This window comes from Rhizobium sp. P1_E1 (assembly GCF_056406015.1).
The window spans coordinates 38387-53225 of record NZ_JBFUAY010000031.1; the positions used below are offsets into that span (position 1 = coordinate 38387).

General features: G+C 61.3%; 12 protein-coding genes. 4 read left to right on the plus strand and 8 right to left on the minus strand.

Annotation, left to right across the window (positions count from 1 at the left end; translation table 11 throughout):
• Positions 1 to 80: 80 nt before the first annotated feature.
• The 3 genes from AC1D1Z_RS13780 to AC1D1Z_RS13790 form a co-directional block, all read right to left on the minus strand.
• Complete coding sequence (locus tag AC1D1Z_RS13780; protein ID WP_115156986.1) at positions 81 to 1142, minus strand: adenylate/guanylate cyclase domain-containing protein; 1062 nt, start codon at positions 1140 to 1142, stop codon at positions 81 to 83.
• Between the two features lie 187 nt (positions 1143 to 1329).
• Positions 1330 to 2475: a ribonuclease D gene (gene rnd, locus AC1D1Z_RS13785; RefSeq protein WP_018241497.1), complete on the minus strand. Its 1146-nt coding sequence runs from the start codon at positions 2473 to 2475 to the stop codon at positions 1330 to 1332.
• Positions 2476 to 2651: 176 nt separating this feature from the next.
• Positions 2652 to 4043: a multicopper oxidase family protein gene (locus AC1D1Z_RS13790; RefSeq protein WP_477850860.1), complete on the minus strand. Its 1392-nt coding sequence runs from the start codon at positions 4041 to 4043 to the stop codon at positions 2652 to 2654.
• 253 nt (positions 4044 to 4296) lie between these two features.
• Between AC1D1Z_RS13790 and aspS the strand changes: the two genes are divergently transcribed.
• The gene (gene aspS / locus AC1D1Z_RS13795; protein ID WP_168298092.1) at positions 4297 to 6087 is read left to right on the plus strand and encodes an aspartate--tRNA ligase; all 1791 of its coding nucleotides are present in this window, start codon (positions 4297 to 4299) and stop codon (positions 6085 to 6087) included.
• Between the two features lie 63 nt (positions 6088 to 6150).
• Here aspS and AC1D1Z_RS13800 read toward each other — a convergent pair whose 3' ends face one another.
• Entirely contained in the window at positions 6151 to 7320 is a 1170-nt protein-coding gene (locus AC1D1Z_RS13800; protein WP_446983315.1) for a serine hydrolase domain-containing protein, read from the minus strand.
• A gap of 66 nt (positions 7321 to 7386) precedes the next feature.
• Here AC1D1Z_RS13800 and AC1D1Z_RS13805 point away from each other — a divergent pair, with 66 nt between their 5' ends.
• Positions 7387 to 8028 carry a TetR/AcrR family transcriptional regulator gene (locus AC1D1Z_RS13805; protein ID WP_418889532.1) on the plus strand — a complete coding sequence of 214 codons (642 nt, stop codon included), beginning with the start codon at positions 7387 to 7389 and terminating at the stop codon, positions 8026 to 8028.
• Positions 8029 to 8132: 104 nt separating this feature from the next.
• On the opposite strand, the gene AC1D1Z_RS13810 is transcribed toward AC1D1Z_RS13805, so the two are convergent.
• Positions 8133 to 9320 (minus strand): YdgA family protein, encoded by a 1188-nt coding sequence (locus AC1D1Z_RS13810; RefSeq protein WP_446983316.1) that lies wholly within the window; start codon positions 9318 to 9320, stop codon positions 8133 to 8135.
• Positions 9321 to 9555: 235 nt separating this feature from the next.
• Here AC1D1Z_RS13810 and parC point away from each other — a divergent pair, with 235 nt between their 5' ends.
• A complete protein-coding gene (gene parC, locus AC1D1Z_RS13815) occupies positions 9556 to 11811 on the plus strand; it encodes a DNA topoisomerase IV subunit A (RefSeq protein ID WP_477850863.1) in 2256 nt (751 codons plus the stop codon).
• 211 nt (positions 11812 to 12022) lie between these two features.
• Positions 12023 to 12481: an SRPBCC family protein gene (locus tag AC1D1Z_RS13820; protein ID WP_018241505.1), complete on the plus strand. Its 459-nt coding sequence runs from the start codon at positions 12023 to 12025 to the stop codon at positions 12479 to 12481.
• On the opposite strand, the gene AC1D1Z_RS13825 is transcribed toward AC1D1Z_RS13820, so the two are convergent.
• The 3 genes from AC1D1Z_RS13825 to AC1D1Z_RS13835 all read right to left on the minus strand — a co-directional run bounded on the left by AC1D1Z_RS13825 (position 12465) and on the right by AC1D1Z_RS13835 (position 14607).
• Positions 12465 to 12860, minus strand: coding sequence for a type II toxin-antitoxin system death-on-curing family toxin (locus AC1D1Z_RS13825; RefSeq protein WP_446983317.1), 396 nt, complete (start codon positions 12858 to 12860; stop codon positions 12465 to 12467). The two genes, AC1D1Z_RS13820 and AC1D1Z_RS13825, sit on opposite strands and share 17 nt — an antisense overlap.
• Positions 12861 to 12942: 82 nt before the next feature.
• Positions 12943 to 13830 (minus strand): DMT family transporter, encoded by an 888-nt coding sequence (locus AC1D1Z_RS13830; RefSeq protein WP_168319366.1) that lies wholly within the window; start codon positions 13828 to 13830, stop codon positions 12943 to 12945.
• The gene (locus tag AC1D1Z_RS13835; protein WP_018241509.1) at positions 13831 to 14607 is read right to left on the minus strand and encodes an arginyltransferase; all 777 of its coding nucleotides are present in this window, start codon (positions 14605 to 14607) and stop codon (positions 13831 to 13833) included.
• Between the last annotated feature and the right edge of the window lie 232 nt (positions 14608 to 14839).

The window sequence follows — 14839 nt, forward strand, 5'->3', positions numbered from 1 at the left end:
CGCTGTAACATTTTCAATCTTCGCATCGTGCTTTCCGAAAATCGATTCCGATTTTCGGGCCGATGCGGCAGAGTCGTTGCTCAGCCGTGCAGAATGACCGCCGGCGTGTTCAGTACGGTGACTGCGCGCGAGGAAAGCGCCATGACGCCGAGCGCCTGGCCGCGCCCCTTCACGGCGTGAGTGCCGAGATCCTCGCAGCTGACGTCGTCGGGAAAGTTCATGCGCCGGGCAAGCTCAGTGGAGATCAGCACCGGCCGGTTCAGGCTGCGGCAGAGCGTCTCCAGCCGGGCAGTGGTGTTCACCGTGTCGCCGAAATAGCTGATCTTGTGATGGTCGACGCCGATTTCGGCGGTGATGATTTCGCCTCCATGAAGGGCGGCGCGGAGCTTCGGCACCTGCCCATAGCTTTTGCGCCAGCCGGCGGCATTGGCTTCGATATCGGCGAGGATATCGAAGATGCAGCGCACGCAGCGCGCATTTTTGACGCCGCGGGCAAGCGGCCAAGTGATGATCGCCGCATCGCCGACATAGTCGTTGATCATGCCCTTGTGGCGCCTGACCGGTTCGGCGAAAGTCGCAAACAGCGAGCTCAGCAGCTGCTGAGCCCTGAGGTCGCCGTGCTTTTCGGCAAAAGCCGTCGAATCGACGAGATCGATGAACAGGAAGACACGCTCTTCCCTAACCGGGTTGCGGTAGCGGCTAATGAGCATGCTGAGGAAAACCTCGCGGCCGAGCAGCTCTCGCACGCGCAAGACGAAGATCAGCAGCGCGCAGACCGCCAGCGCATAGAGGAAGACCTCGAACGGCATGATGACGAGATCGAGGAGCGATGCCGGCTTCAGCATGGCGAACGACCAGAGCAGCAGGCCGGCGCAGGCAAAGCCGATGCTCATCAGGATCTCGTAGATCACCAGCTCGGTAATGATGAAGGCGAAGGTCGGCAGCTTCTGGATGCGCCTGTAGAGCCGGCGAAACAGCACCTTGCGCTCGAAGGCGATGATCGGCATGCCGATGAAGAGCGCGAAGATCGCGCCAATGACGGGCGTCTGGTTGGAGTAGAACATCAGATCATACATGACACCGCTGGCCGCGAGGACGATCGCGATCAGGATCCAATTCTGCGTCGGAGATATTTCCCGCATGCCGCCTCTGCGCCGTGATGTCACTTCCCGCCCATTGTTTCAGGCCGGAAAAAACCGTCAAGCGAATTCGAAACTACAGCGTCCTTAGCGTGTCTTTTCGAGAGCCACTAAGGACGCTGTAGCACTTTGAATTGCTGCATAATTTTACCCTTAAATCGAGTCCGATTTAAGGAGTTAGGCAGCAACCTCAGAGGCTGACGGTTTCGACCTTCCGGTCGACGAAACGCAAGGCGATTGCGCCCTGGATCAGCTGCAGTGCCGGCTCGCCGAAAAGATCGCGCCGCCAGCCGTGCAGGGCAGCCACTTCGGCCTTCTCGCCCTCGGCGGCGATCCTGTCGAGATCCTCGCTGTTGGCGATGACCTTCGGCGCCACGCCGTGTTTTTCCGAAATCAGCTTCAGCAGCACCTTCAACAATTCGACGGCAGCAGCGGCCCCTTCGGGCGCCTGCGCCTGGCGTGGCACATGCGGCATATCGGCCTTCGGAAGAGCAAGCGCCGTGTTGACGGCCTCGATGACCGCGGCACCGGAAGTCGAGCGCTCCCAGCCCTTTGGAATGGTGCGCAGACGGCCGAGCGCCTCGGTATCCTTGGGTTGCTGCTGGGCGATCTCGTAGATCGCATCATCCTTCAGCACCCGCGAACGCGGCACGTTGCGGGCCCGCGCCTCGCGTTCGCGCCAGGCGGCGACATATTTCAGGATCGCCAGCTCCTGCGGCTTGCGCAGACGCATCTTCAGCCGCTGCCAGGCATCGTCGGGATGCATGTCGTAGGTTTCGCGCGACTCGAGAATGTCCATTTCCTCGGAGAGCCAGGAGGTGCGGCCTTCGCGATCGAGTTCCGCCTTCAGCGACAGGTAGACGTCGCGCAGGTGGGTGACGTCAGCCAGTGCATAATCCAGCTGTTTGTCCGAGAGTGGCCGGCGGCTCCAGTCGGTGAAGCGCGACGACTTGTCGATATGGACGTTCTTGATGCGGCTGACCAACTGGTCATAGGAGACGCTGTCGCCGAAGCCGCAGACCATGGCGGCGACCTGCGTGTCGAAGATCGGATGCGGAATGAGATTGCCGCGATTGAAGATGATTTCGATGTCCTGGCGCGCCGCGTGAAAGACCTTCAGCACCTTCGGATCGGCCATCAGCTCGAAGAAGGGGGCGAGATCGATGCCCTTGGCCAGCGGATCGACGAGAACTTCCGTCGTCGGGCTTGCCATCTGGATCAGGCAGAGCTCCGGCCAGAAGGTCGTTTCGCGCAGGAATTCGGTGTCGATGGTGATGAAGTCGGACTTGGCCAGCTCTTTGCAGGCGGCCGCCAAATCGGCGGTGGTTTCGATCATATCATTTCATTCGCAAGGAAAAGGTCGGTTAAACCTTCCTTCTCCTTTCGGTTCGATATGTCAATACAACAGCATACGCTTCGAGCATTGCTGGCGAAGAATCACGTCTAAACTGAGGCATGGCGCGAACGCCGGCGCGAAGCAAAGCTGCAATCGCGGCGAAAGCGCGGGCTGTCTCAGCTTACCCTGAGATAGCTCGTCATCCCCGTCTTCTGATGCTCGATGATATGGCAATGCAGCAGCCAGTCGCCGGGATTGTCGGCGACGAAGGCAAGCTGCACCTTCTCGTCCGGCTGAATGAGATAGGTATCGGACACCAGCGGCATCACCTCGCGCGTCGAGGAGGAGACCACCGTGAAGCTCATCCCGTGCAGATGAATCGGATGGGCATGCGGCGTAGTATTCTCCAGATTGAAGACATAGCTCTTGCCGAGCTTCAATTCCGCAAGCGGCGCCGTCGGATCGGGCGTATCGCCTGGCCACGGCACCTTGTTGATTGCCCAGAAACTGTAGCCCAGCGTGCCGCAGATGCTTTCGACCGCGGCATTCTCGKCGGTGGCGCTCAGTATCAACGGGATCTGCTCGGCAGTGGTTAGATCGGCCTTCGGGACGGGATTCTCGACAAGCGGCCGGAGATCGCCGATATCGCGCTTCAGCGATGATCCGACCGCGCGCAGGCTGGCGATCGTCTTCGGCGTCGTGCCGCGGATATCCTCGAGCGTTGCGACCGCACCTTCACCATCCGGCATGCGCACGGCAAGATCGAGCCGTTGACCCGGTCCGATCTGCAGGAGGTCGAGGGAAAAACGCTTCGGCACCGGATTGCCGTCGATCGCAATCACGATCGCATCGGCGCCTTCCATCTTCAGCGAGAAGATCCGCGTCACGTCGGTCACGGCAATACGCAGCCGCACCAGCCCGCCGGCTGGCGCATCATATCGCGGTTCCTGATGCCAGTTGGCGGTGCGCACCGTGCCGTAGGTACCGGTCTTGGCAGCGTCGCGCGGCCGGAAGGGAGCGATGAACTGCCCGTCGCCGCCGAGCCGCCAGTCACGCAGGTTCAGCACCACCTCGGCATCGAATTGGGGATCAGCCGGATCTTCGACGACGATGATGCCGGTCATGCCGTGCCCCATCTGCGTCAGCGTGTTGCAATGCGGATGATACCAGAAGGTGCCGGCATCGGGCGGCGTGAAGGCATAATCGAAGCTATCGCCGGTATAGATGTAGGGCTGCGTCATGAACGGCACGCCGTCCATGCGGTTATCGATGCGAAGCCCGTGCCAGTGGATCGTCGTCGGTTCGTCGAGCCCGTTTTTCAGCCGCGCCGCATAGGGTCGCCCCTTTGTCATTCTCAGAACCGGCGGCATGCCGTCATGGCTCCAGCTCATGATATCCCTGGTCGGTCCCGCCTCGGTCAGCATGGCCTCGGTCTTCACCGCCGTCAGCAGCTGCGGCTCGGGAGCCGCCTCGGCAAGCCCGAATTTACCGGCAATGCCGATGCCGACGCCATAAGCACCCGCGACAGCGGATGCCTTGAGAAGGTTGCGGCGGCTAAGGAGAGGCATGCGGAGGCTCCACGATGAGAATGCCGATCCTTGTAAAGTTGACCGACATCTTCATCAATACAGGAAACGCGGCCAAACTGCCGCAGCATACCGGTCGCAGCCTCGCCATAAACGCGTGCCAAACGCCCGGCCGCGTGCGCCAAGCCTTGACAAATCGGAGCGTCCATGCGCTTTTCCGCCCGATTTTCTTGTCGGCGCTTGAGGGTCGTGGAACCCTTGTGCCGTCTTAAGCCACATGCCAGGATTTGAGATCATGCATCGCTATCGCAGCCACACATGCGCCGCCCTCCGCAAGACGGATGTCGGCTCGACCGTCCGTATTTCCGGCTGGGTTCACCGCGTTCGCGACCATGGCGGCGTTCTCTTCATCGACCTTCGCGACCATTACGGCATCACCCAGGTCGTTGCCGATCCCGACAGCCCGGCCTTCAAGATGGCGGAAACCGTGCGTGGCGAGTGGGTCATCCGCATCGACGGCCTCGTCAAGGCCCGCACCGAAGACACCGTCAACAAGGCCATGGCAACAGGCGAGATCGAGCTCTACGCGCAGGAGATCGAAGTTCTCTCCGCCGCCAAGGAACTGCCGCTGCCGGTCTTCGGCGAGCCGGATTATCCGGAAGACGTCCGCTTGAAGTATCGCTTCCTCGATCTTCGCCGCGAAACGCTGCACAAGAACATCGTCAGGCGCACCCAGGTGATCTCCGCCATGCGCCGCGAAATGGGCAATGTCGGCTTCACCGAATATACGACGCCGATCCTGACGGCCTCCTCGCCGGAAGGCGCGCGCGACTTCCTCGTGCCCTCCCGCATCCATCCCGGCACCTTCTATGCGCTGCCGCAGGCGCCGCAGCAGTACAAGCAGCTGCTGATGGTTGCAGGCTTCGACCGCTACTTCCAGATCGCGCCCTGCTTCCGCGACGAAGACCCGCGCGCCGATCGCCTGCCGGGTGAATTCTACCAGCTCGACCTCGAAATGAGCTTCGTCACCCAGGAAGACGTCTGGGACACGATGGGTCCGCTGATGACCGGCATTTTCGAAGAGTTCGCGGAAGGCAAGCCGGTCACCAAGGAATGGCCGCGCATCCCCTACGACGAGGCGATCCGTAAATATGGTTCGGACAAGCCGGACCTGCGCAACCCCATCGTCATGGAAGCGGTCACCGAACATTTCGCCGGCTCCGGCTTCAAGGTTTTCGCAGGCATGATCGCCTCCAACCCGAAGGTCGAGATCTGGGCTATTCCGGCCAAGACCGGCGGTTCCAGAGCGTTCTGCGATCGCATGAATGCCTGGGCGCAGTCGACCGGTCAGCCTGGCCTCGGCTACATCTTCTGGCGCAAGGAAGGTGACAAGCTCGAGGGCGCCGGCCCGCTTGCAAAGAACATCGGCGAGGAGCGCACCGACGCGATCCGTACCCAGCTCGGCCTCGATGACGGTGACGCCTGCTTCTTCGTTGCCGGCGATCCGGCGAAGTTCTACAAGTTTGCCGGTGAAGCCCGCACCAAGGCCGGCGAAGAGTTGAACCTTGTCGATCGCGAGCGTTTCGAACTCTGCTGGATCGTCGACTTCCCGTTCTTCGAATGGAGCGAGGAAGAAAAGAAGGTCGATTTCGCGCACAACCCGTTCTCGATGCCGCAGGGCGGCCTCGATGCGCTGCAGAACCAGGATCCGCTGACGATCAAGGCGTTCCAGTATGACGCCGTCTGCAACGGTTTCGAAATCGCCTCGGGCTCGATCCGTAACCAGTCGCCGGAAACCATGGTCGCCGCCTTCGAGAAGGTCGGCCTCAGCCAGCAGGATGTCGAAGACCGTTTCGGCGGCCTCTACCGCGCCTTCCAGTACGGCGCGCCGCCGCATGGCGGTGCTGCCTTCGGTATCGACCGTATCGTTATGCTGCTCGTCGGCGCGAAGAACCTGCGCGAAATCTCGCTGTTCCCGATGAACCAGCAGGCCCAGGACCTGCTGATGGGCGCGCCGAGCCCGGCAACGCCGACGCAACTGCGTGAGCTCTCTATCCGGCCGATCCCGCCGGTCAAGAAGGACTGAGATCGTCTGCTCCCGAATGCAAAAGCCCGGCAAATCGCCGGGCTTTTCGTTTGGTTCGGTCGCTCACAATGCCGCGTAGATCGCCTCGCGAAGATCGACTGTGAACTTGCCCCACATGCCCTCCAGCGTGGTGTTGGTCAGCGCAACGACGGTCAGCCCGTTGACGGGGTCGATGAACCAGCTATGGCCGTAGACGCCGCCCCATTTCAGCGTGCCCTTGGGGAAGGGGACGCCTGCCTCGGCCGGATTGGTGATAACAGACCAGCCGAAGCCAAAGCCGGAGCCGGGTTCATGCTGCTGGCGGCGCCCGCCGGCCTGGTCCGTCATCATCATCTGTACGGTTTCGGTCGAGAGCAGCGGTCCGCCACCCCTACGGATGGTTTCGAGTACGGCGAGCACGTCACCCGCCGTTCCCGCCATGCCGGCGCCGCCGGAATGATAGGAGGCGGGGTCGAAGATGCGGTTCGGCGCGAAGCGGATGGGACCCATCAGCGACATCACCACCGCATTCTCGCCCATCAGCCCGGGTTCCGGTGAAGCGTTCATATAGGCCGCTGCCAGCCGGCTGCGGTCGCGAACCGAAAACGCGGTATCGGCAAGGCCAAGCGGTTTGGTCACCAGTTCAGCGACGGCATCGCCCAACGGCACTCCCGTTTCCGCCTCGATGATGCCGCCCAGAACATCCATGGCGACGGAATATTGCCAGTCGCTGCCCGGCGCAAAGCGCAGCGGCACGCTGGCGATCCGCCGCAGGTTCTCGGCCAGCGGCAGTCCCGGTTCGGCAAGGCCGTCGGAAACGCCGGCGCTGATATAGGAACCGCCGTCCTCTTCGGAGAAGCTGTAGCCGAGGCCGGACGTATGGGTCAGCAGGTGGCGGATGCGGATGATCGCCTCTCCGCCGTCAGGCAGCCTCGGACGGAAATCCGGCAGCCATCTTGTCACGGCGTCGTCGAGCCCGATTCTTGCCTGCTCGACGAGCCGCATCGCGGCGATGGTGACGATCGGCTTGGTGATCGAGGCAAGCCTGAAGATGGTGTCCTCGCGCATCGGCAGACCGCTTTCGCGGTCGGCAAGGCCGGCGGCGCGGTGATGGACGATCTCTCCGTCGCGGGCAACGAGTACCACCGTCCCCACAAGCCGTTTGTCGTCGAGCGCGCTTGTGATTGCCGCATCAACCGCTGCGGCAAGGGATGAATTCCTGTCGGCGTCTGCCATTTCGAGGGGAAGACTCATCAGATTAAACCTTCTATAATCACAATGACCGTTCCTGAATATAGAAAGCCGTTTTGAATTTCTAGAGTGATCATTGTGAAAAATAGCACTGACATGAATAATCCTGCCACCCGCCGCCGCGGCCGTCCGCCGGCCTTCGACCGCGAGACTGTGCTGTCGGCGGCGCGCGAGACCTTCTGGGCGCATGGATATGAGGGCGCCTCGATCGCGGATCTCACTGCCGCTATGGGCATCACGCCGCAAAGCCTCTATGCCGCCTTCAACTCGAAGGCCGATCTCTATCGCGCCGCGCTCGAGCAATACCGAACGCTGGGCTCCGACACGTTTTCCGCGCTCGGCGATCCTATCGACACCGTCTCCGCCTTCGAGCGCATATTGCGGGGCTCGGCCGAGATTTTCTCGGCTCCGGAGCATCCTAAAGGCTGCATGATTTCGACGGCTGTGCTGAACTGCGCCAGCGAGAACGACGTGATCGCCGACCATGTTGCGGCGATGCGTCGTAGATCGCTGGACGCTTTCACGGCAAGGATCGAGCGTGGCATCCGCGAGGGTGATATCAAGGCCGGAACGAACCCTCGCGCACTCGCACGGTTCCTCGGTGCCATCATCCAGGGCATGTCGGTGCAGGCGAGGGACGCGGCATCTCTTGAAGAATTGCTTGATATCGCAAGCTTCGCCATTTCTGAAGTCGCCCGCCACCGCGCCTGAAAACGAAAAGGCCCGGCAGTCCGTGAACTGCCCCCGAAAGTTGGACGTCAACCTTTGGGGGGCAGTTCACTGCTGCCGGGCCTTTCATCGCAAGATCGAAGCGATCAGTCGTTGGCGGTAACCTTGACGCCGAGCACTTGCGGCAGCGTGTTCGGAGCGCCCATGGCGGCGCCCACGATCGTCGGGAACGGCACCGGCTTTTCGGGAGCGGCCTTGACGGTCAGGCTCTTCGGATCGTCGAGGAAGGTGTTGACGGCAGCTGAAACGGCATTCTGCAGTTCCGGGATATTGAGCTGCGCCAGCATGATCGGCGTCATGGCCTTCAGCGAATCCGCCATCTGCTTGCCCGACATGTTCTGCTGTGAACCGGCATAATCCAGCGCACGCTTGGTGATCGAGGCATCTTCGAAGCGCACCTGCGCCGCCTCGAAGGACAACTGCTGCATCAGGCCGAGCATGGCAAGACCGAGCGCCTGCTGCGATTCTTCCTTGTTCGCACTGGCTTCGGATTGCTTCATCGCATCCTGCAGCGACTTCACGAAGGCCATCGTATAGCCCGAGATCTTGAAGCCAAGGTTCAGCTTGCCGATGTTGGTGAAGTCGAAGGCAAATTCCGAAATGTCGATCGTGCCGGGGGCAAGTTCCCAGGCGCCCTTCATGGTGATGTCGCCCTGGATGTGCTGCAGGGCAAGCTTCTCGATCGCGTCTTTGCTCTGCGGATCCTCGGCTTTGCTGAGATCGGCCTTCATGCTTTTGAAGGCGCCGTCGAAATCGAAGCCGGATTCGTCTTCGCGCAGTGTCAGGTTGACGTCGCTTTGCAGCAGCGAGAACATTTCCGCGCCGTCCTTGACCACCTTCAGCGGGCCGGTATGGGCGGTTTCGTAGAGCATCATGGTATCGAGCGTGTCGCCGCCCGCCGTTGCCGGGATCGAGATGCCGCCGAGCGTCAGCTCCTGCGCCGTTACCGTGACGCCGTCTTTCGTGGTGTTGATATCGGGGAAGGAGGCCTCTTCGATGTAATAGCCGCCATCCTCGTCTTCCTCGACGCCGGAAAGGGTGACTTCGCCGACGGCCAGGCTTTCGCCGCCGGCCGACTTGACGCTGACATTCTTCAGCGTCGCGGTCGTGCCGTTGATATCGACGGCGTCAGCCGAAATCGTTCCGCCCTGTACGGCATAGGCGGCGTTGAGCTTCTTCAGCAGATCGGCGCCGTCGAGGGCGAAAGCCGAACCGGCGAGCGAGAAAAAGGCGGCGCCCGACAGCATCAGCCGCGTTGTCCGGGAAAAGTTCATGGGGTGATTCCTCTGGTGGCGTGGTGGCGGTTGGAAATCTGCAGTTACGCTACTACGGATTGGGCCCGCTTTATATTTGCGGATCTCTAAATTTCTGTTGAGAGGAACGGCAAACGAAGTCCAAATTGCGGCGGAACGTTTGTCTCATCCTTTGATGTCAGTCCCAAGACTTCATCCACAGCCGTAATGGCCCGGATTCCTTGCCCACCGGCCGCTTCTGAGCTAGTCAGAACCTATGGGACAAGAGATTTTGCCGCCTTCAGGCGGAGACGACGATCACATCCAACCGGTCGACCTCAAGGCGGCGCTCGAGCAGCGCTACCTTGCCTATGCGCTGTCGACCATTATGCACCGCGCCCTGCCTGACGTTCGCGACGGGCTGAAGCCCGTTCACCGCCGCATCGTCTATGCGATGAACGAGATGGGGCTGAGGCCGAACTCGGCCTTCAGAAAATGCGCCAAGATCGTCGGCGAGGTGATGGGTAACTACCATCCGCACGGCGACCAGTCGATCTACGACGCGCTTGCCCGTCTCGCCCAGGATTTCTCGCAGCGCTACACGCTGGTTAACGGCCAGGGCAATTTCGGCAATATCGACGGCGACAGCCCCGCCGCCATGCGTTACACCGAATCGAAGATGACGGCGGTCTCCGAGCTGCTGCTTGAAGGCATCGATCAGGATGCCGTCGATTTCCGCGACACTTACGACGAATCGAATTCCGAGCCGGTCGTCCTTCCCGGCGCCTTCCCGAACCTGCTCGCCAACGGCTCCTCCGGCATCGCCGTCGGCATGGCGACCTCGATCCCGTCGCACAATGCCCATGAGCTTTGCGATGCTGCCCTGCATCTGATCAAGCATCCCGATGCGACCGTCGAAAAGCTCGTCGAATTTATTCCCGGCCCGGATTTCCCCACAGGCGGCATCATCATCGATAGCCGCGACAGCATTATCGAGAGCTACCGCACCGGCCGCGGCGGTTTCCGCGTGYGGGCGAAATGGCAGACGGAAGATCTCGGCCGTGGCGGCTACCAGATCGTCATCACCGAAATTCCCTTCCAGGTGCAGAAATCGCGGCTGATCGAGAAGATCGCTGAGCTGCTGATCGCCCGCAAGCTGCCGCTGCTGGAAGATATCCGCGACGAATCGGCCGAGGACATTCGTGTCGTGCTGGTGCCGAAGACCCGCAGCGTCGATCCGACGATCCTGATGGAATCGATGTTCAAGCTGACGGAGCTCGAAAGCCGCTTCCCGCTCAACATGAACGTGCTGTCCATGGGCCGCATCCCGCGGGTCATGGCGCTGAACGAGGTCCTGAGGGAGTGGCTGGACCACCGCCGCGAAGTTCTGCAGCGCCGCTCGCGCTTCCGACTGGCAGCGATCGACAGGCGCCTCGAAATCCTCAGCGGCCTTCTGGTCGCCTACCTCAACATCGATGAGGTCATCCGCATCATCCGCGAGGAGGACGAGCCGAAGCCGGTCATGATGGCGCGCTGGGATCTCACCGACAATCAGGTCGAGGCGATCCTCAATATGCGGTTGCGCGCCTTGCGCAAGCTGGAAGAGTTCGAGATCCGCAAGGAATTCGACGAACTCACCAAGGAAAAGGGCGAGATCGAGGCGTTGCTTTCCTCCGACGACAAGCAATGGCAGACGGTCGCCTGGGAAATCGGTGAGGTGAAGAAGAAATTCGCCAAGGCAACGGAGGTCGGCCGCCGCCGCACCCAGTTTGCCGACGCGCCCGAGACTGACGAGGAAGCAATCCAGCAGGCGATGATCGAGAAGGAACCGATCACCGTCGTCATTTCCGAAAAGGGCTGGATCCGCGCATTGAAGGGCCATATCGCCGATACGGCAACGCTGACCTTCAAGGAAGGTGACGGCTTGAAGATCGCCTTCCCGGCGCAGACGACGGACAAGATCCTGATCGTCACGACAGGCGGCAAGGCCTTCACGCTCGGCGGCGACAAGCTGCCGGGCGGCCGCGGTCATGGCGAGCCGCTACGCATCATCGTCGATATGGATAACGACCAGGCGGTGCTGACCGCTTTTGTCCATGATCCCTCGCGCAAGCAGCTGATCGTCTCGACCGCCGGCAACGGCTTCGTCGTGCCTGAAGCCGAACTGGTCGCCAATACGCGCAAGGGCAAGCAGATCATGAACGTCGGGCTGCCCGAGGAAACGCAGCTGCTCGTGCCCGTCAGCGGCGACCATGTCGCCGTCGTCGGCGAAAACCGCAAGCTGCTGGTATTCCCGCTGGCGCAGGTGCCGGAAATGTCGCGCGGCAAGGGCGTGCGTCTGCAGCGTTACAAGGATGGCGGCATTTCCGACGTCCGTTGCTTCGCGATATCAGACGGCCTCGTCTGGGAAGACAGCGCCGGCCGCACCTTCACGAAGAACAAGGATGAACTTGCCGAATGGCTGGCCGACCGCGCCACCGCCGGCCGCACCGTGCCGAAGGGCTTCCCGCGCAGCGGTAAATTCGCCGGCTGAGGCACGAGAGCACCGCGCGTCTTTTCAGACGCGCAAAGAACGCTGTAAAACTTAGATGCAGTAAATTCCGCGCCCGAGTCTTGGCGGGCGCGACAATTCCTCTATTTCAATCCTGTTAGCAAAAATATGAGCAGGCCGGCTCCGGAGGCGGACGGAATGGCCGCAGGCCGCGCACGGGAGGAGTGTGCGCGCCATTACCGGAGGAAAATAGATGCCCGCCAGCACCATCAAACTGCATGTCAGCCACACCTACAGGGTGCCGCCCGCCGTTGTCTACGACGCCTGGCTTAACCCCGAAATCGCCCGCCGCTTCCTGTTTGCGACCGATGACGGTCACGTCATCCGCGCCGATATCGATCCGCATGTCGGCGGCCGTTTCTTCGTCGTCGACCGCCGCCCGACCGGCGACGCCTTCCACCAGGGTGTCTTCCTGGAACTGAAGCGCCCGCAGCGCATGGTCTTCAGCTTTTCCGTCGAGGAACACGACCACAATTGCGACCGTGTCGAAATCAACATCGAGCCTCTTGGCGGGGGCAGTCGTCTGACGCTGACCCACGAAATGTGCGCCGAATGGGCCGAACACGAGGAAAAGACCCGGCAAGGCTGGGCGCATGTGGTCGAAGGGCTTGGCAGGGAACTGGAGCAGCAGCAGTTCAAGGCGACGGGTTGAGCGGTATGCTGAAATCTCGAAGGAAGCGGGTCGCACCTTCCTCGTCGATCTCGCCTGCGGCTACCTCTAGTACAAATGCAATGACCTGCGCGTTGTCGGCATTGATGACATAGCGGTTGATGTAGAGAAACGTAAACGCCGCGAGATAGCCGGTACGCTTGTTTCCATCCGCGAATGGGTGGTTTCTAACAATGGCATAGAGATAGGCTGCGGCGAGTACGAAGATGTCGGTCTCGCCGTATGCAGCCTTGTTAAGCGGGCGCGCTAAGGTTTCTAATGCATTGGCATCCCGCAGGCCAGGCAGACCGCCATGCTCGCCGATTTGCTCATCGTGCATATTTTCAATCGCTTGGCGGCTCAGCCACTGAAGCCGTATCATTTCGCGAGTTCGCGGAGTGCCACCTGGTTTTATCCTCTGTGATAACGGCGTTATAACATGAGGCCGAGCAGGCGAGAACGTCCTAGCCTGCCATTTGAACGATGCTTTTCCTCCGCACCATCCAGACGGAATGGGCTGCGATCGCCGCCACCAGGATGCCGCCCCCGACCAGTGTCATCGTCGTCGGCGTTTCGGCAAAGATCAGCCAGACCCAGATCGGTGCGAGCACGGTTTCGAGCAGGTAGAACATGCCGACCTCAGGTGCGGAGAGGTAACGCGGCCCGGTCGCCAGGCACCAGAGGGCAAGCGGCATCATCACCGCACCGTTGAAGAGGATCCAGGCGGGATGCTCGATCGAAAAACCGCCGGCTGGCATGACCGAGATCAGGCCGACCGCCGCCGGCAGCACCGTCGAAAGCAGGGAGACGAAGCCCATCTCCCGGCGCGAGGCGCGGCTGATGGTGATGGCGGCGGCAATGATGAAGGCGGTCAGCAGCGCCATGCTGTCGCCGAAGAGATGGCCGCTCGAAAGCCCGTCCTGGACGATCAGGCCGACGCCGACGATCATCGCCGCCATGGCGATCAGCGTAGCTAGCGCCGGCCGCTCCTTGAGGAAAATCCAGGAAAGCAGGGCGGCGAACATCGGATTGAAGGCGACGATGAAAACGACATTGGCCGTCGAGGTATTGAAAACGGCAAGAAGGAAGACCACCGTCGTCAGCCCGTAGAGCAGGCCGGTGACGAGGCCCGGCCACCCCGGCACGAGCACTGGCCACCGCCCGTTGGCGATCCTGAGCACTGTGGCGACCAGAAGCGTCACGCCAAGGGTCGCGATGCTTCTCGCGGCAAGGATCGACCACAGCTCGCCGTCGGCGAGCCGCATGAGCGGGATATCCACGGAAAGCGCCAGCCCGCCGATCGCCGTCAGCAGCAGGCCCTTCCGATGGTCGGAAAGAGCGGTGGGGAACATTCAGTCGTGGGTGCTCTCGGGCATGGACGAGGGATCGAAGCGTTCCCAGCCGCGCGGGGTCAGATGCTCCTGCGGCTGGAAGCGCGTCTTGTAGTCCATTTTCCGCGACCCTTGAACCCAGTAGCCGAGATAGACATGCGGCAGTCCCAGCGCTTTTGTGCGCCTGACATGGTCGAGAATCATGAAAGTGCCGAGCGAACGCCGTTCAAGCGCCGGATTGAAATAGGAATAGACCATCGACAGCCCGTCGCTCATCGTGTCGGTGAGGGCGGCAGCCAGCAACTCGCCCTTTGGCCGCTGCTCCAGTCCGGAGCCTTCCTCGCGCCGGCGATATTCGATGATTCTCGTATTCACATGCGTGTCTTCCACCATGATTGCGTAGTCGAGCACGGTCATGTCGGACATGCCGCCCTGCTGGTGGCGAAAATCGAGATAGCGTCGGAAGAGCGAATATTGTTCGCTGGAAGGTTGGGCTGCGAATTCGGTGGCGATGACGTCGGAATTGGCGCCAAGCACCCGCTTCATCGATTTCGTCGGCTCGAACTCCTGGGCGAGAATTCTCACGGAAACGCAGGCGCGACAGGATTCGCAGGCCGGGCGATAAGCGATGTTCTGCGAGCGGCGGAAACCGCCCTGCGTCAGGATGTCGTTCATCTCGGCGGCACGCGGGCCGACCAGATGGGTGAACACCTTTCGCTCCATCTCATGCGGCAGGTACGGACACGCAGCCGGGGCCGTCAGATAAAACTGCGGTGATGGCGTCGTCTGCGTATTCATTTGTCGCGGAAATTTCCTTGTCGAGACCGTGCCGTTTCCTGACAGCATGACCTAAGAATAAAAAACGTCAACAGCGGGGCGCCTTTCGCCCTTCATATCAGTCTTCTAATTATAGATATGGAGCGCCGGCGCCTGCCGGCAAAGGGAAGGCGGAGACTTTATTTCGTCTCCGCCCCGGGGATTGCAGTTAGGGATCAGCCGAGATCTCAGGCCGTGCGCACCGTCGCCGTAC